Origin of the sequence: Blautia obeum ATCC 29174, from assembly GCF_025147765.1 — a bacterium.
Lineage (GTDB): Bacteria > Bacillota > Clostridia > Lachnospirales > Lachnospiraceae > Blautia_A > Blautia_A obeum.
In genome coordinates, this window is the sequence record NZ_CP102265.1 from 2113025 (window position 1) to 2130695 (window position 17671).

Consider the following 17671-nt stretch of genomic DNA (forward strand, 5'->3'; position numbering starts at 1 on the left):
AATCGTCACAGTAAATTCCTCCAGTTAATGTTTATTTTGCTTCTACATCATCAAAGCTTTCAGCAGTTGTGATTTCATTTACCTGTGTGCAGAGAGGCTCAAATGCTTTCTTTACAGTATCAAAATCAAGACCGAGAGCTTCACATGTTTCTGTGTTTACTGTTGCAGTACCATTGTCAAATGTTTCAACTGCAGTTTCTGATGGTTTTGCTCCATCTACCAGAATATCAGCAATCATATCAGCTGTTTTCTGTCCAAGATTCGCATAGTCAACACCATATCCCACAAATGCTCCGTTCAGCGCAAAGGAGTCAGCTCCTGTATAGTGCGGAATTCCGGCTTCGATGAATTTCTCATAAATAGAAAGTTCTGCTGTCATGATCGTATTGTCAGTAGGTGTAAATACGGCATCTACGCCATCAGCAATCAGTGCTTCTGCTGCAAGCTGTACTTCGTCTGTTGTCGTTCCGGTACGCTCTACATATTCAATTCCCTGTTCATCCAGGTAATCTTTTGCTTCCTGGATCGCTGTTGTGGATGAATCCTGTCCAACATCATACAGAAGACCGATTTTTTTTACATCCGGGTTCTGCGCCTGGATCAGTTTCATAATAGAAGAAGTATCCAGATAATCACTGGTTCCTGTGATGTTTGCACCAGGAGCTTCCAGAGAATCTACAAGTCCGGAACCAACCGGATCAGATACTGCGGAGAAAACAACCGGTGTGTCAGTTCCTTCTGTTGCAGACTGCATACGCATTGCCACCGGTGTAGCCACGCCTACCATCAGATCTACATTGTCAGCCTGAAAATCAGAAATGATCTGTTCCATAACGCTGGCATCTGCATTACAGTTATCATAAGATACGTCAAATGTAACCCCTTTTTCTTCACCGATTTCTTCCAGGCGGGACTGAATATTATCTACAATCTGATTTAAGGAAGCATCATCCACATAATTACAGATACCTACTTTAAAATCATCTGCCATTACCGGACAGGTCATCATCATAGTTGCTGTTACTGCTGCTGCGATTACTAACATTCTTTTTTTCATAGTCTTTTTCCTCTCTTTTCTGCATTTTATGTGTTTCTACATTTCATGTTCCATGAGAAAGTCAAGACCACCGGCTTAGCCGGTGGCTTGCTTTGACCCTATAAGGGTCTATTACCGGCACTGGAGTCTAAAGACTCACTGAAATAGGTTCGCCAAGCGCAACATCATTTACCCACTAAGCCCTAAAGGGCTTCTTTTATTTGTTCGGTTTTACTGGCTCACCCGTGAACGGGTCAATATACTCTTTCAGTGTCATCTGGTCATATTCCAAATCTTCTTGTAACTGATTTGCTATATATTCCTGTATTTTCTTTGCATTTTTCCCTACCGTATCTACATAATATCCTCGACACCAGAAATGTCTATTTCCATATTTATATTTTAAATTTGCATGTCTTTCAAATATCATAAGTGTACTTTTTCCTTTTAAGTACCCTACAAAATACGATACACTTATGCTCGGTGGAATTTCTACTAGCATGTGTACATGATCTGGACATATTTCCGCTTCTACAATTTTTACACCTTTTCTCTTACATAACATACTCAAAATATTCGCTATATCCTGCTTTATTTTTCCATATGCTACTTTTCTTCTATATTTTGGTGCAAATACAATATGATACTTACAATTCCATTTTGTATGTGATAAACTATTACTATCCATTTGGATAACCTCCTTTGTCCTTTAATGCGGTTGGCGAACCAACATTATTGTAACACAGGAGGTTTTTTACTGTAAGCTGAAGCATTCCTAACTCACCTGCATAGCAGGTGGTTTATTTGTTTCCCAAAGTTCCGTTTTTCGGATCAACGAAAAACTACACAATGGTAAACAGGGCTTTGCCCTAACAAAAAGAACCGTCCCAAGCTATGCTTGAGACGGTAATAATTTCTTATTATCGCGGTGCCACTCAAATTGACGTATCGTCCACTTTCTCATGTACAAACATACACTCCTGATTGGTAACGGGTTCGGTTCCCGTCAGCGCCTACTCTTCAGATTAAAATTTCGGGCTGCCCTCGGAAGGCCATTCAATAATCTGTTTCATACAGGCTTACACCAACACCTGCTCTCTGGAATGATACGAAATTATTTACTCTTCTTCCTCATCGGTTTTGATGTTTTATACTTTACCACAGGAAATCGTTGCTGTCAATCATTTTTTAGAAAAGTATCCGCTGGTTTCTGAAAACTCAATGCCAGGGAAAGAGGATCTATGAAACCATTTTTCGCTAATATAGAAGGATCATATTTCCACAGCTGCACTTCTGCCTGTGTTTCTGCATTCAGAAGTTCTTTACTTCCCGATAGATGAAATGTTTTTTTATTCACTGCATAGCACGGAACTTCTTCTTCCGCGTCTTTTCCGATACGGATAAGTGCCGAATTGCCCGAAAGGAAACGCTCTGAAATATCTGTTCCCTCTTCCAGTTCCTTTTTACTTATAAATACAGTTTCTGCTACAGGAGTACTCAAAGCATCTTCCAGCTGCTGCAGGATCACATTTCGTTCTTCTGTTCCTTTCAGATATTTCTGCACACCGGTTTTGCCGGTTTCAAACAAACCAGTCTCCTCCAGCTGGCGAAACGCACGCGTTACAGTCATCGCTGAACAGCCAAGTATTTTTACCATATCATTCATGTAAAGACAATTTTCCTGCTGATAATACCAGTAGAAGAGCAGTAGCTGTGTAAAGGGCTGAAACGTATCCGAAGTCTTGATTTCCTTTATATATTTTTCCTGAAGATATATTCCCATAAACGGCAGATAAAGCTGGATTCCTACTACAATAAAGGGAAGATGTGCATGAATAAAAGCATCTCTGTGATAACAATCCATCTTATCAAAAACAAACACAACCGGCAGTGATTCCTCCATCTGAATTCGCCGGATCTGCTTTTTAAGCGAACCAATCTGATTCAGCTTTTTCTTCGGACTGAGAAAAATACAGCGAATATCATCAAGCTCCGCAAGTCGCATATCGTAGCGCTCTGTAATATAAAACGGCAGTTCCAGTTCACCTTTCCAGTGGTGAAACTGCACCGATATTCCCAGTATTTTTTCTATATAGCTTTTTATTTGTTCATTCATTTTCTTATTAGTGAAGTCTCCTTTATATCCTTTAAAGTCAATATAACATTATTTTTCATTTTTATCATATATTATGTTATAACATAATTATTATGTTAAATAAAGTATTTTCAGTAATCTTCTAAACTTTCAATAAAAAAACGTTTAGAATTACATCAAAGGATGATAAGACAAAAAATCCCCGGGGCTCTGCTTCTCCCCAGGGAAATACGTTTTAAAATCAGTTCTTAAAGCTATGGATTGGTGCCGGAATACGTCCGCCACGTTCTACAAATGCATTACAGGAGAACTGATTCACTGGCATGATCGGTGCATATCCCAGCAGTCCGCCAAACTCTACTGTCTCGCCTACTCCCTTACCAATTACAGGAATCAGTCTGACAGCTGTTGTCTTCTGATTGATCATACCGATTGCAGATTCATCTGCAATAATTCCTGCAATAGTAGATGCTTTTGTGTCACCCGGTATAGCAATCATGTCAAGTCCTACAGAGCAGACACAAGTCATAGCTTCCAGTTTTTCCAGTGTCAGAGCACCAAAATTTACCGAATCAATCATTCCCTGGTCTTCACTGACCGGAATAAATGCACCGCTTAAACCTCCAACTGCCTGTGCCGCCATAACACCGCCTTTTTTAACCTGATCGTTCAAAAGCGCAAGTGCTGCAGTTGTTCCTGGTGCTCCTACTCTTTCAAGCCCGATTTCTTCAAGGATCTCTGCTACGCTGTCGCCAATTGCCGGTGTCGGTGCAAGAGAGAGATCAACAATTCCAAACGGTACACCCAGGCGTTTAGATGCTTCCTGTGCTACCAGCTGACCTACACGGGTAACTTTAAATGCAGTACGTTTAATCATTTCGCATAAAGTCTGGAAATCAGCACCACGTACGGATTCCAAAGCTGTTTTTACAACTCCCGGACCACTTACGCCTACATTAATGATGCAGTCAGCTTCTGTAACTCCATGGAAAGCACCAGCCATAAACGGGTTATCATCTGGCGCATTACAGAACACAACAAGTTTCGCACATCCAAGGGAATCCTGTTCTTTGGATGCCTCTGCAGTTTCCAGGACAATCTCACCCATCAGTTTCACCGCATCCATATTAATACCAGTCTTGGTAGAACCAACATTTACAGAGCTGCAGACACGTTCTGTTACTGCCAGAGCCTGTGGAATGGAACGGATCAAAAGTTCTTCTGCCGGAGTCATCCCCTTGCTGACAAGGGCTGAATAACCTCCAATAAAATTTACACCAATAGTCTTTGCTGCCTTATCCAAAGTCTTTGCAACAGAGACAAAATCTTCTGTAGAATGGCATGCAACTCCACCAACCAGTGCAATTGGTGTGACAGAAACTCGTTTATTTACAACCGGAATACCAAATTCTGCTGCAATCTTATCACCTGTAGCAACCAGATCTTTTGCTTTCGTTGTAATCTTATTGTAGATTTTTTCATTCATAGTATCCAGGTCGCTGTCAATGCAGTCCAGAAGGCTGATTCCCATGGTAATGGTACGCACATCCAGATTTTCCTGCTCAATCATTTTGTTTGTCTCATTAACTTCAAAAATATTGATCATGTCAACTCTCCTTTTCGGTAAGATACAATTAAATACGATGCATTACATTGAAGATATCTTCGTGCTGACAGCGGATCACTACGCCGATCTTATCGCCGATTTCAGAAAGTTCTTTAGAGAGAGCCGCGGCATCTTTGTCAGATTTACTGGTATCTGCAACCATCATCATGTTAAAATACCCCTGTACGATAGTCTGGGAAATATCCAGAATGTTTACATTGTTGTCTGCAAGATATGTACATACTTTTGCAATAATTCCTACGGTGTCATTTCCTACTACTGTAATGATTGTTTTTTTCATGACTTTTTTCCTTTCTGTTATACGGTAACTACATCCGAAACAAAGTCCCGTTTCGCCACCTGAATTCTGAAATCTTTTGATTTGTAAGGGTTGTCTCCCAGTGTTACCTCTGAACAAACAGTTTCATAAGCCAGTTCTTCATAGTTGTTTTCTCTGCTTAGATGTCCCAGAAAAATTGCTTTCAGATTATCATGCAGCAGCCTGCACAACAATCTGCCTGCATTTTCATTGGACAAATGCCCTCTGTCTCCCAGAATACGCTGTTTCAGATAATATGGATATTTACCCACCTGCAACATACGAATATCATGATTTGCTTCCAGAAGAAGCGCATCCAGTCCCTGCAGATTCTCAATAATATAATCATTATATTTTCCAAGATCCGTCGCAATTCCCACAGAATGTCCCTCATGTTCCAGCCGATAACCAACCGGCTGAGCCGCATCATGTGGAATCGTAAATGGGTTTACCTTCAGATCATTGATCATAAATGGTTCGTCTTCCTGAATTTCATGAAAAATCCCCTCTGGAATCTTTCCAAGTGCATTGGTACGCACCATGGCATCCACGGTTCCGGCAGTAGCATAGATTGGAATGCCGTATTTTCTTGAGATCACGCCAAGCCCTTTAATATGATCCGAATGTTCATGTGTGATCAAAATGCCATCAAGGTCACGTCCGGTAAGCTCCAGACTATTCAAGCCAGTTTCCATTTTCTTACCGCTGATCCCGATATCTACCAGTACATGTGTATTGTCAGATCCTACATAAATACAGTTTCCGCTGCTGCCACTGGCAATACTGCAAAATCTCATAATAATTTAATCCCCTCTTCTATCTGTTTCCAGGTTGTCTTCAGATCTCCATTATTTATAATAACATAATCCGAATGTTTCCTGAAAAATTCTTCAGAGCCCTGTCGGGCGATGATACTCTCAGCTTTTTCTTTTGTATAGCCACGGCTGTCCATCAAACGCTGAATACGGATTTCTGCATCCGTATGAATATACCAGACATTGTTACAAAATTCCTCATAATGTTCTTCCAGAAGAAGTGCTGCCTCTATCACAAGCAATCTGCAACCTGCCTGTCTCTGTTTTCGGATTTCCTCTAAAATATATGTTTTGACGGCAGGATGAATAATAGCATCAAGACTTTGACGCATTAACTCATTACCAAATACTACATCAGAAACCTGCTTTCGGTCAATAGTTTTATCGTTTTTTATTATTTGTCTGCCAAATAATGCAATTACATGCTCATAGCAGAGTCCACCTGGTTCCATAACCAGATGTCCAATCTTATCTGCCTGAATCACATACGCATCATATTTCTGACTTAAGTAATCCAGAATCGTACTTTTGCCGGCGCCCACACCGCCGGTAATTCCTATGATTTTCATTTGTTACGCCTCATTATTTTGCTTCATACCAACTGTTTCCTTCATGCATATCGACATCCAGTTCTACAGAAAGATGTACAGCTCCCTTCATTTCCTCTTCAAGGATGCGGGATACTGTTTCCACTTCCTCCTTCTTTGTTTCGATCAGAAGCTCATCATGCACCTGAAGAACCAGTCTGGACTGCAGCCCTTCTTCTTTCAGGCGCTGATATACCCGATTCATCGCGATTTTGATAATATCAGCGGCTGTGCCCTGAATCGGCGAATTCATCGCCACACGCTCTCCAAAAGATCTCTGCATAAAGTTACCGGATTTCAGTTCCGGAATCGGTCTGCGGCGTCCAAGCATTGTAGAAACATACCCCTTTTCTTTTCCATCCGCTACAAGTCCATCAAGAAATCCTTTGATCTTTGGATAAGTTTCAAAATATTTTTCGATATATTCAGCAGCTTCTTTTCGTGTGATACTCAGATCCTGACTCAGGCCAAAAGAGCTGATGCCATACACGATTCCGAAGTTAACTGCTTTGGCATTTCTTCGCTGCAGATCTGTAACCTCATCAAACGGTACATGAAATACTTGTGATGCAGTCAGTCTGTGGATATCTTCCGCCTCTCTGTATGCCTGAATCAGTTTCTCATCGCCTGACATATGTGCCAACACACGAAGTTCGATCTGTGAATAATCTGCATCCAGAAATACATACCCATCTTCCGGCACAAAAACTTTGCGGATCAGACGTCCAAGCTCCATACGCACTGGAATATTCTGCAGGTTCGGTTCTGTGCTGCTGATACGCCCGGTCGCTGTAATCGTCTGATTAAAAGTAGAATGAATTCTGCCATCCGCTTCAATCACTGCACTTAGACCATCTGCATAAGTAGATTTCAGCTTGGTAAGCTGTCTGTATTCCAGAATATCATTAACGATTGGCTGCTCTGGCGCAAGTTTTTCCAAAATATCAGCAGCTGTAGAATAGCCCGTCTTTGTTTTTCTTCCACCAGGGATACCCATTTTTTCAAAAAGAATCACGCCAAGTTGTTTAGGAGAATTGATATTAAACTCTTCTCCAGCCTGTTCATAGATCAGCTTTTCAAGTTCTGCGATACGAACTTGAAGTTTCTCTCCATAAGATTTAAGTTCCTCGCCTTTGACACGAATCCCCCATTTTTCCATAGAATCCAGTGTAAAGATTAATGGAAGTTCAATTTCTCTGTAAACATTCCACATTTCTGTTTCTTTTAAGGCATTTTCAATCGGTTCTCTGGTTGCATATGCCGTATAAGCCAAATGACACGCATAAGACATCAATCCATCAGAGGATTTTTCCCAGGCTGCCTTTAGAGAATCTTTGCCGAGCAGATCCGTTCGCGTCGGAAGTAAGGCTCCATCAAGATATTCTCTTGCAATATCGTCAAATGTATAAGAAGATTTTAATGGATTCAGAAGATATACTGCCACACCTGTATCAAATACATGGTCTGCATCCTCGAGTCCAACGTGTTTCAACATAGATTTTACATCTATGGAACAGAGAATTGTACTGTCAGCGATTTCCTTCAATGCTGCACAAATATAATCACCGGTAAGCAATCCCTCAACCGGAACATAATAAATTTCTCCTTTGGTAAGAGCTATTCCAAGGCCATATACGCCTTCTTTATCAGAAAGCAATGCCACACCGATATAATTTTTCTCAGCAGCTTTCTTAAACAGTGCTTCTGCGCCTCCAAGATCACTGCAGGTAAAAAAATTCTGCTCAATCGTGTTCTCCGGTACAGCTGAAGTATCAAATCTTCCAAGAAGATTTTTAAATTCCAGCTGTTTACAGAGCTGATACGCTTCCGGAGTATAAAGATTCCCAAGTCTCGCCTCTTCATATACATATTCCAGCGGACTTTCTGTATTGATCGTAGCAAGTGCCTTGCTAAGTTCTGCAAGATCATAATGCTCTCTCAACGATTCCCGGGCTTTATTTGGTTTTATTTCTTCCAGATGTACATAGGCATTTTCAATTGTTCCAAACTCAACGATCATTTTGGTTGCCGTCTTTTCACCAACGCCTGGAATTCCCGGAATATTATCTGCCGAATCTCCCATCAAAGCCTTTAATTCTATAATCTGTGGCGGTGTTACCTGATATTTTTCAAGGACTTCTGCTGCATGAAAATTTTCGATAGTTGTCTTTCCTCTTGAGGTTTTTGGCAGACGAATCATAACTTTTTCTGTTGCCAGCTGAAGAAGATCTCTATCACCTGACAGGATTGTAACATCCATTCCTTCTTTTTCACTTCTGACAGCCAGAGTTCCCAAAAGGTCATCTGCCTCATATCCTGCTTTTGAAACAATTTTTATTCCCATTGCCGTAAGCATTTCCTTCATCAACGGAACCTGCTCTCTAAGTTCCTCCGGCATTGGTTTACGTGTTCCCTTATATGCTTCGTACATCTTATGGCGGAAGGTAGGCTCATGAAGATCAAAAGCAACTGTCAGATACTGCGGTTTCTCCTCCTCCAGGATACGAAAAAGGATATTTAAAAAGCCATAAACCGCACCTGTATGTTTTCCCTCTGCATTGGTCAGATCCGGAAGTCCATAAAAAGCGCGGTTCAGAATACTGTGTCCGTCTATCAATAATATCTTTTCACTCAAAATAATATCCTCCTGTATCATGTTATAAAAAGTGCGTTACTTCCATCACAAGAAATACAACAAATGATGCAGCCGCGATCACTACTGCCATAAAAAAAATCACAGACAAAAAATGCAGCCATCTTTTCTGGCGGATATATCTGCGTGATCGACGGATATCCTGTTCCAGAAGTTCCCGAAAATCAAGGACCGTACCATCTTCCTTCTCATCCAGCTGCTGAATTGCCTCATGAACGATAAAATATGTCTCCAACTCATCATAACAGGAAGAACAATGCTCTATATGATCCAGAAATTCTTCCAGTTCGTCTGTGGACAATGTATGCTTTATATATCTGGCAACCAGTGTTTCTGCCTGTCTGCAGTCAATACCTGACAACGTTCTTCCTCCTTTTTTCAATATCATATTACTGAAAAGATTATAATTTCACTGTTTTGTAGTATAACACAAAAAGAGACGTTTCACAATGAGAAACGTCTCTTTCGTACAGCTGCCGTTCATAGTAATTCACATGGCAATATTATATCTTATCGGTTTCCTCTTCGGAAGTTTTCAAAGTATCTTCTACCACTGGTGTTGGAGTTTCGAGAATCTTCATAAATTCTTCTCCGGTAATCGTCTCATGCTCATACAGATACTGCGCAAGTTCATGGAGTTTGCCGATATTATCCTGAAGAATCTTCAGCGCTTTTTCATGCTGTTTGCGAACAAGTTCCACAACTTTTTTATCCAGCATTGTCTGTGTTTCAAAAGAGCATGTCAGGCTGGAATCACCACCCAGATATTGATTGCTGACACTTTCCATCGCAACCATATCAAAATCATCACTCATGCCATAACGCGAGATCATGGCTCTGGCAATCTTTGTTGCCTGCTCAATGTCATTGGAAGCACCTGTTGTGATCGAATGAAAAATCAGTTCCTCTGCAGCACGACCGCCCGTAAATGTTGCTATCTTATTTTCCAGTTCTTCTTTACTCATCAGATAATGTTCTCCATCATCTACCTGCATCGTATATCCAAGAGCACCGGAAGTACGTGGTATAATCGTAATTTTGTGTACCGGTGCAGATTCTGTCTGTTTAGCTGCTACCAAAGCGTGTCCGATTTCATGATAAGATACGATCAGTTTTTCTTTATTAGAAAGAACACGGTTTTTCTTTTGATATCCGGCAATTACAACTTCAATACTTTCTTCAAAATCTGCCTGTGTGGCAAATTTACGTCCATCACGTACTGCACGAAGCGCCGCTTCATTGACAATATTGGCAAGTTCAGCTCCGGAAGCGCCGGCAGCAGCCTTCGCTATATCATCAAAACGAACGGTATCTGCAATCTTGATTTTCTTTGCATGTACCTTCAAAATCTCCTCACGGCCCTGAAGATCCGGAAGTTCTACCGGAATTCGTCTGTCAAAACGTCCCGGACGAAGAAGTGCAGGGTCAAGAGAATCCGGACGGTTTGTTGCTGCAAGAATTACCACGCCTTTGGATCCATCAAAGCCATCCATTTCTGTAAGGAGCTGATTCAAAGTCTGTTCACGTTCATCATTGCCACCTGTAAATCCAGCTCCATCACGTTTCTTACCAATTGTATCAATCTCATCAATAAATACAATACATGGTGCTTTTTCATTTGCCTGTTTAAAAAGATCACGTACTTTGGCCGCGCCCATACCAACAAACATTTCTACAAACTCAGATCCCGAAATAGAGAAAAACGGAACTTCAGCTTCACCTGCAACTGCCTTGGCAAGAAGAGTCTTACCTGTTCCAGGAGGACCCACAAGCAGTGCACCCTTTGGCATAGACGCCCCAATTTCTGTATACTTCTGCGGATTATGCAAATAATCAACGATCTCCGTCAGAAGATCTTTTGCCTCATCTTCACCTGCAACATCAGAAAATTTAATTCCTGTAGAAGATTTCACGTATACCTTGGCATTACTTTTGCCAAAAGACATTGCCCCACCAGGACCGCCACCCATAGATGACATTATCTTCTTACTCAGCCAGCGACCAATAAAAATAAAGATCACGATTGGTACTACATAGCTGAGAAGCAGTGTCATCAGTATAGAAGGACTTTCCGGAAGAACTTCATCCATTGTTACCCCTGCATCCAACAGGCGATTAACCAGATCAGAGTCATCCATCTTGACAGTTTTACACAGAACCATATTCCCGGAATTACTGTCTTTCATCTCATAATATATATAATTTTCTTCTACTGTAGCCTTTGTTACATTCCCATCTTCAACATTTTCAATAAACGTAGAATAGTCCGTCTTCTGCACGCTTCGTTCCTGTACGGCCGGAACAACCAGCATATTCAGAAGAACGATGATAACACCTGCAATGATATAATATACATACATAGGTATTTTCTCTGGTTTTTTGTTCCCAAACTTCATTTATCTTTTGTCCTCCAAATCTTCGAAAGTCCCGGTATTTAGTATCTCCGGATTCTTTCAAAATCATTTATGTCATGTACCATATCATTTTTCTTTCCAAGATTCAATGTCCATTCTATGAAATTTTATAAACTTTTCATAAAAAAGCTACAATGTTGATAATCAAAAAAAGCTCTCTGATTATCAGAGAGCCTAAGTTAAATGCCGCTGGCCGGACTCGAACCGACACGGTTTCCCGCTTGATTTTGAGTCAAGTGCGTCTGCCAATTCCGCCACAGCGGCAAATGAACCGAAAAATATAATATCATAATTCTCAGTCCATTGCAAGCATTTTAGATAGAAATACAAATATTTTTATTTGTTTTTATTTGTAAAGTCTGTCTTCATCTTCAAGTATTTTTTCATAAATCGGGAAACAGTCAAATGTCGCAAAATAATCTCTTGGAGTTTCCGCACGACGGATCATATCAAAAGTTCCATCTTCATGAAGAAGAATTTCCGCAGATTTCAGTTTGCCATTGTAGTTATATCCCATGGCAAATCCATGTGCACCTGTATCATGGATAACAAGAAGATCTCCCATATCAATCTTTGGAAGATAACGGTCAATTGCAAATTTATCATTATTCTCACAAAGAGAACCTGTAATATCATAAAGACGATCACATGGCTGATCTTCCTTGCCCATAACTGTAATATGATGATAAGCACCATACATTGCCGGACGCATAAGGTTTACCGCACATGCATCTACACCGATGTATTCTTTGTGTGTATGTTTCTCATGAATTGCTTTTGTAACAAGGCATCCATAAGGTCCCATCATGAAACGCCCAAGTTCCGTATAGATAGCAACATCTCCCATTCCTGCCGGAACAAGAACCTCTTCGTATACTTTACGAACGCCCTCTCCAATCACACGAATGTCATTCGGTGTCTGGTCCGGTCTGTATGGAATACCGATTCCACCGGAAAGGTTAATAAATCCGATATGTGCTCCTGTTTCTTTCTGAAGCTTTACTGCAAGTTCAAACATGACTTTGGCGAGCATCGGATAATATTCATTCGTTACTGTATTGCTGGCAAGAAATGCATGAATACCGAAATTCTCTGCTCCTTTTGCTTTCAGAGTGCGAAATGCTTCAAAAATCTGCTCCGTTGTCATTCCATATTTAGCATCTCCCGGGTTATCCATAATATCATTGCTGATTTTAAAGACTCCGCCTGGATTATAACGGCAACTGATCGTCTTCGGAATATATCCGACCGCTTTTTCAACTGCTTTAATATGGGTAATATCATCCAGATTGATAATGCCACCGATTTCATTTGCATAACGGAATTCTGCTTCTGGTGTATCATTAGAAGAAAACATGATATCACCTTTTTTGCAGCCGATTGCTTTGGACAGCATCAGTTCTGTCATAGAAGAACAGTCACATCCACAGCCATATTCCTGAAGAATCTGAATCAAATACGGATTCGGAGTTGCTTTTACTGCAAAAAATTCTTTAAATCCTTTATTCCATGCAAAAGCTTCTTTCAATGCTTTTGCATTTTCGCGAATTCCTTTTTCGTCATAAAGATGAAAAGGTGTCGGATATTTTTCAGTGATTTCCTGAAGCTTTTCCAAAGTTACAAACGGCTTTTTTTTCATATTTTTATCTCCTCGTTATATTGGCATTATTTCACATGCTGGTGTGTAAACAGATGATCCTGGCAGTACTCATAATTACCATTGCATTTGGAACAGAAACGAAATTCCAGATTCGGATCATCCTTCTCTGTACGACCACAAATTGCACATTTATGTTTGGTAATGCCACCTGTTGCCGGATTTACTCTGCTCTGTGCCATTGCCTTCTTAAACTCTCTGCGTCGGTGTACCTCTTTAGGATTATACCGATGCATGTTTCTGTTACTGAAAAAGAACAGAACAAAATTCAAGAGAGATGCAAGGATCGGAACAGCCATAACCCACAGACCAACTCTTACATATGAAATCATATTATAAACAATGATTGCGCCATATACCCATGCCATCCATTTCATTTTGATCGGGATCACAAACCACAGAAGGATCTGCATATCCGGATAGCATGCCGCATAAGCAAGAAATACAGAAAGACTGACATAATAGGTCGTAAAAACACTTCCACCGATCATATAAGTCATTCCATCGATCACAACAAAACCACCTGTCACAAAATAAGTGATAAACGCTGCGATCAAAACAAAGAGAAGCCCGGAAAATATATACAATGTATACCGGAAGCTTCCCCAGGTACGCTCAAGAGAGGTACCGATCGGATAATAAAAGAACAGAATAGAAATCGCAAACAATAGGAAATTACCGGTGCTTGGTGGATAGATCACCCAGGTGACCAGACGCCAGATCTGTCCCTGCAGAATCTTGGAAACATCCAGACTCATCATATTGAGCAGCGATGGATTCATATAAGTGAGCAAATACCCTATCACATAACAGATAATAATATACACTGTCAGATTCTGTATTCCACCATGTCTTCCAAATTTGCGTTCCAGTTTATCGATCCAATTCATAAAATCACTTCTTCTCCTTTTTCAGTTAATAAGTACTGTTCGGAAAGATGAATACCTGCCTTATCAAAAATATTTCTTTTTTGACAGGAAAAGTGCTGCAATGATACTGGCCGCAATAGAGACCAGAATTACGATCAGAAATCCCCAAATCGTACTGGAGAAAGGCATTCCGGACGGTGCCAGATTCATTCCATATGCACTAAAGATGATCGTCGGAATACTCATAACGATCGTGATCACAGACAAAATTTTCATAACATCATTCAGGTTATTGGATATAACAGATGCAAACGCATCCATCATACTCTGCAGGATACCGCTGTATATATTCGCCATCTCAATCGCCTGTGTATTCTCAATGATAACATCTTCAAGAAGTTCTGTATCTTCAGGATATTTCTTAATGCTCTCCAGCTTGATCAGCTTCTCAAGCACCGCTTCATTTGATCTCAGTGAAGTAGTAAAATACACCAGAGATTTTTCCAGTTCCAAAAGCTCGATCAGTTCCTGATTTCGCGGAGAAAAATGAAGTTTTTCCTCAACCTGTTCACTTTTCTTGTCAATAATACGCAGATAACGCAGATACATGCTGGAATTACGATACAGTATCTGAAGAATAAAACGTGTCTTCATATAAGTAAAGAAATTACGCACACGTCCCTCCATAAATCTGGTAAGAACCTGTGTATCTTCCAGACATATCGTAAAAATCATCTTATCTGTGACTATAATACCCAGCGGAATCGTACCATACCAGTCCTTGTCATTTCGTTCCTCGATCATAGGAACATCAACCAGGATCAGAGTGTAATTATCCTCCACCTCAATACGTGACCGTTCCTCCTCATCCAGAGGAGCTCTCAGATCATCGACCTCTATCTGAAACTGCTCGGATATCTCAAAGATTTCTGTTGCCGTAGGATTTGTAAGGGCAACCCAGCAGCCATCCTGAGGTTCCTGAATTTCATGAATTGCTCCGTCTGATGTACGAAACATCCTAACCACGATTACACTCCCCTTCCACTCTCATTTTAGGTCATATGGATATATTATAAAATGTGACAGGATTTTTGTCAATTCCAACGGAATTGTATTCACAAAAAATTTACTCAATTTATGTTTTAAAGTGGTATAGTGTAAATTGTAGACTTTCTTTATTTAATATGTTAAGATGGACTACAGTAATAAGGGAGGACTCAATAAGACTTATGAATAAATCCAGCTTTGGTACACATTTCACTGTAACTACCTGGGGGGAATCTCATGGAAAAGCGCTTGGTGCTGTTGTGGACGGCTGCCCGGCAGGACTTTCTCTCTGTGAAGAAGACATCCAAAAATTTCTCGACAGACGCAAACCCGGTCAGAGCCGCTACACAACTGCACGTAAAGAGGGCGATCTTGTCGAAATCCTTTCCGGCATTTTTGAGGGAAAAACTACCGGTACCCCAATTTCATTAATAGTCCGCAACACTGACCAGCGTTCCAGAGATTACGGCAATATTGCGCTTTCCTATCGTCCCGGACACGCAGATTATACTTTTGATGCCAAATACGGTTTTCGTGATTATCGAGGCGGCGGCCGCTCTTCCGGTCGGGAAACTATCGGGCGTGTGGCATCAGGTGCAATTGCCTCCAAAATTCTGGAAACTTTAGGGATTTCTTTCTGTACTTATACAAAATCCATCGGACCTGTTTCCATCAAAAAATTTGATTCAGAAGAAATCAACAATAATGCATTTTATATGCCAGATGCGGATGCCGCTGCCAGGGCAGGTGCATATCTGGAGAAATGTATGAAAAGCCAGGACAGTGCCGGTGGTGTTGTAGAGTGTCGTATCACAGGTGTCCCAGCAGGTCTTGGAAGCCCTGTCTTCGAAAAACTTGATGCAGTACTTGCCCAGGCAGTTATGTCTGTCGGTGCTGTTAAAGCTGTCGAAATCGGTGACGGTACAGAAGTTGCACATATGAACGGTTCCGATGATAATGATGGATTTCATTTTGAAAACGGGCAAATCAGCAAAACAAGCAATCACGCCGGTGGCATCATGGGTGGTATCAGTGATGGAAGCGAGATCATTCTCCGTGCTTATATCAAACCAACCCCTTCCATTAGCCAGCCACAGGAAACAACTACATGCAACGGCAAAAATATTTCTCTTGAAATTCATGGACGTCACGATCCAGTCATCGTACCAAGGGCAGTTGTCGTTATTGAATCTATGTGTGCGCTTGCAATTACAGATGCACTTTTTGCCAATATGACTTCCCGTCTGGACTATATTCAGAAATTTTACACAAAATAAATCAGACAGAGTCGCTTCTATAACGCAAAAAAGATCCTGCAGTCATAACTGCGGGATCTTTACATTTACAAATATATATGAGAAAAATCACTCCTGCTCATCTTCTGCATCAGCTAAAGGTTCGACAGCATCAAAGTCCTGTGGTACCGGCCACATATGAATACTGTTTGGAGTTTCAATTTTATGTGGTTTATCATTCATCACAATAATATTCTTCTCATAATCCACTTTGAATGTTGTGATTGTATTACTTGCATGGTTCGCAACAGCAATATGCTGATTGTCAGGGAAGATTACTATATCCTTCGGATAATCACCGCTGATCGGCAGAGTGAACTTTTTCTCCAGAAGTCCGGTTTCTGCATCAATCTCATACATGGAGACTGTGTTTTCACCAGCTGTTGTGCAGAAAAGATGTTTGCCATCAGGAGCAAGTGCCAGACCGGAAGCCGCATTGTGAATCGCATCCTTGTCATGTTGCTTACTCAATGTAGAAACACTCTGCAGAAGTTCAAATTCCGGATTGTTTCCACTTCCATCATAACTGTAAACTTTAATCTCATTACTTAATTCGAACAGAATATATGCATACTTTCCATCAGCACTGAAACGAATGATTCTTGGTCCACTCTCTCTCGGGCAGCGAAGAATATCTACTAATTCCAGTTTATGGCGTCTTTTGTTGATCCGATAGATCTTAACCTGATCAATTCCATTGTCAACTGCACAAAGATATTTATTATCCGGTGTCGGACGTACACAGTTTACATGTGGACGGAAGTTACGCTCTGCGACACTTCCAAGTCCTTTATGAAATACCCCATCCATAATACGGCCAAGACTTCCATCTTTATGTGTATGTACAACCGTTACTTTGCCATCGTGATATCCCGCAACATAAAGATAACGACCGTCCACATCTGTAGCAAGGAAACAGCCTCTCATGCCGTCAATTCCTACACTGTTAATTCGAACAAGGTCTCCGTTCTCGTCACGTTTGAATACCGCAACACCCTCGTCCTCAATAGAATACAGATACTTACCGTTTTTGGAAACTGCTGTGTGAGATGCATTGCTGACGTTAACTTCGCTTCGTTCGATCAGTTTACCATTCTCCACATCTACATCATAAACCTGAATGCCCTTACTGGTACCATAAGTGTATGTACCCACATAGGCCACATATTTCTTGTTCCCCATTATACTGCCTCCTAAAATTCGATGAATATGTGCGAAAGCTCTATCCGCATTTGGTGTCCTAATTATAGCACAATTCATTTGCAAGAACAAGTTGAC

The 17671-nt window shown here is 40.8% G+C and carries 15 protein-coding genes, 1 tRNA gene and 1 other annotated feature; of the genes, 1 reads left to right on the forward strand and 15 read right to left on the reverse strand.

The genetic code is table 11. From position 1 onward, the window contains the following. Nucleotides 1–31: 31 nt before the first annotated feature. The 14 genes from NQ503_RS10270 to NQ503_RS10335 all read right to left on the reverse strand — a co-directional run bounded on the left by NQ503_RS10270 (nt 32) and on the right by NQ503_RS10335 (nt 15077). Nucleotides 32–1057, reverse strand: a complete 1026-nt coding sequence (locus NQ503_RS10270; protein WP_005425396.1) for an ABC transporter substrate-binding protein — start codon at nt 1055–1057, stop codon at nt 32–34. Between the two features lie 196 nt (nt 1058–1253). Next, a complete protein-coding gene (gene tnpA / locus NQ503_RS10275; RefSeq protein WP_005423698.1) occupies nt 1254–1724 on the reverse strand; it encodes an IS200/IS605 family transposase in 471 nt (156 codons plus the stop codon). A gap of 208 nt (nt 1725–1932) precedes the next feature. Beyond that, nucleotides 1933–2180: a binding site (T-box leader), on the reverse strand. A 33-nt stretch (nt 2181–2213) separates the two neighbouring features. Continuing rightward, nucleotides 2214–3152 carry a hypothetical protein gene (locus tag NQ503_RS10280; RefSeq protein ID WP_005425461.1) on the reverse strand — a complete coding sequence of 313 codons (939 nt, stop codon included), beginning with the start codon at nt 3150–3152 and terminating at the stop codon, nt 2214–2216. Between the two features lie 220 nt (nt 3153–3372). Beyond that, on the reverse strand, nt 3373–4737 hold the full coding sequence (locus NQ503_RS10285) for a PFL family protein (protein ID WP_005425460.1): 1365 nt from the start codon (nt 4735–4737) through the stop codon (nt 3373–3375). Nucleotides 4738–4765: 28 nt separating this feature from the next. Continuing rightward, nucleotides 4766–5038, reverse strand: a complete 273-nt coding sequence (locus tag NQ503_RS10290; protein WP_005425458.1) for an ACT domain-containing protein — start codon at nt 5036–5038, stop codon at nt 4766–4768. A gap of 17 nt (nt 5039–5055) precedes the next feature. Beyond that, nucleotides 5056–5853 carry an MBL fold metallo-hydrolase gene (locus NQ503_RS10295; RefSeq protein WP_005425456.1) on the reverse strand — a complete coding sequence of 266 codons (798 nt, stop codon included), beginning with the start codon at nt 5851–5853 and terminating at the stop codon, nt 5056–5058. Further along, nucleotides 5850–6440 carry a dephospho-CoA kinase gene (gene coaE, locus NQ503_RS10300; RefSeq protein WP_005425454.1) on the reverse strand — a complete coding sequence of 197 codons (591 nt, stop codon included), beginning with the start codon at nt 6438–6440 and terminating at the stop codon, nt 5850–5852. The genes NQ503_RS10295 and coaE overlap by 4 nt, the downstream gene beginning before the upstream one ends. A 13-nt stretch (nt 6441–6453) precedes the next feature. Next, nucleotides 6454–9093 carry a DNA polymerase I gene (gene polA / locus NQ503_RS10305; RefSeq protein ID WP_055065414.1) on the reverse strand — a complete coding sequence of 880 codons (2640 nt, stop codon included), beginning with the start codon at nt 9091–9093 and terminating at the stop codon, nt 6454–6456. 22 nt (nt 9094–9115) lie between these two features. Then, the gene (locus tag NQ503_RS10310; RefSeq protein ID WP_022389410.1) at nt 9116–9472 is read right to left on the reverse strand and encodes an anti-sigma factor family protein; all 357 of its coding nucleotides are present in this window, start codon (nt 9470–9472) and stop codon (nt 9116–9118) included. Nucleotides 9473–9614: 142 nt separating this feature from the next. Continuing rightward, nucleotides 9615–11507 (reverse strand): ATP-dependent zinc metalloprotease FtsH, encoded by a 1893-nt coding sequence (gene ftsH, locus NQ503_RS10315; RefSeq protein ID WP_005425447.1) that lies wholly within the window; start codon nt 11505–11507, stop codon nt 9615–9617. A gap of 202 nt (nt 11508–11709) precedes the next feature. Further along, nucleotides 11710–11789, reverse strand: a tRNA-Leu gene (locus NQ503_RS10320). Nucleotides 11790–11871: 82 nt separating this feature from the next. Then, nucleotides 11872–13164 carry a diaminopimelate decarboxylase gene (locus NQ503_RS10325; protein WP_005425443.1) on the reverse strand — a complete coding sequence of 431 codons (1293 nt, stop codon included), beginning with the start codon at nt 13162–13164 and terminating at the stop codon, nt 11872–11874. Nucleotides 13165–13190: 26 nt separating this feature from the next. After that, a complete protein-coding gene (locus NQ503_RS10330) occupies nt 13191–14072 on the reverse strand; it encodes a rhomboid family intramembrane serine protease (protein ID WP_005425441.1) in 882 nt (293 codons plus the stop codon). A 63-nt stretch (nt 14073–14135) separates the two neighbouring features. After that, nucleotides 14136–15077 (reverse strand): magnesium transporter CorA family protein, encoded by a 942-nt coding sequence (locus tag NQ503_RS10335; RefSeq protein ID WP_044925753.1) that lies wholly within the window; start codon nt 15075–15077, stop codon nt 14136–14138. A 203-nt stretch (nt 15078–15280) separates the two neighbouring features. On the opposite strand from NQ503_RS10335, the gene aroC reads away from it, so the two are divergent. Further along, nucleotides 15281–16375 carry a chorismate synthase gene (gene aroC, locus NQ503_RS10340; protein ID WP_044925752.1) on the forward strand — a complete coding sequence of 365 codons (1095 nt, stop codon included), beginning with the start codon at nt 15281–15283 and terminating at the stop codon, nt 16373–16375. Between the two features lie 87 nt (nt 16376–16462). Here aroC and NQ503_RS10345 read toward each other — a convergent pair whose 3' ends face one another. After that, complete coding sequence (locus NQ503_RS10345) at nt 16463–17575, reverse strand: lactonase family protein (RefSeq protein WP_044925751.1); 1113 nt, start codon at nt 17573–17575, stop codon at nt 16463–16465. Nucleotides 17576–17671: the final 96 nt, after the last annotated feature.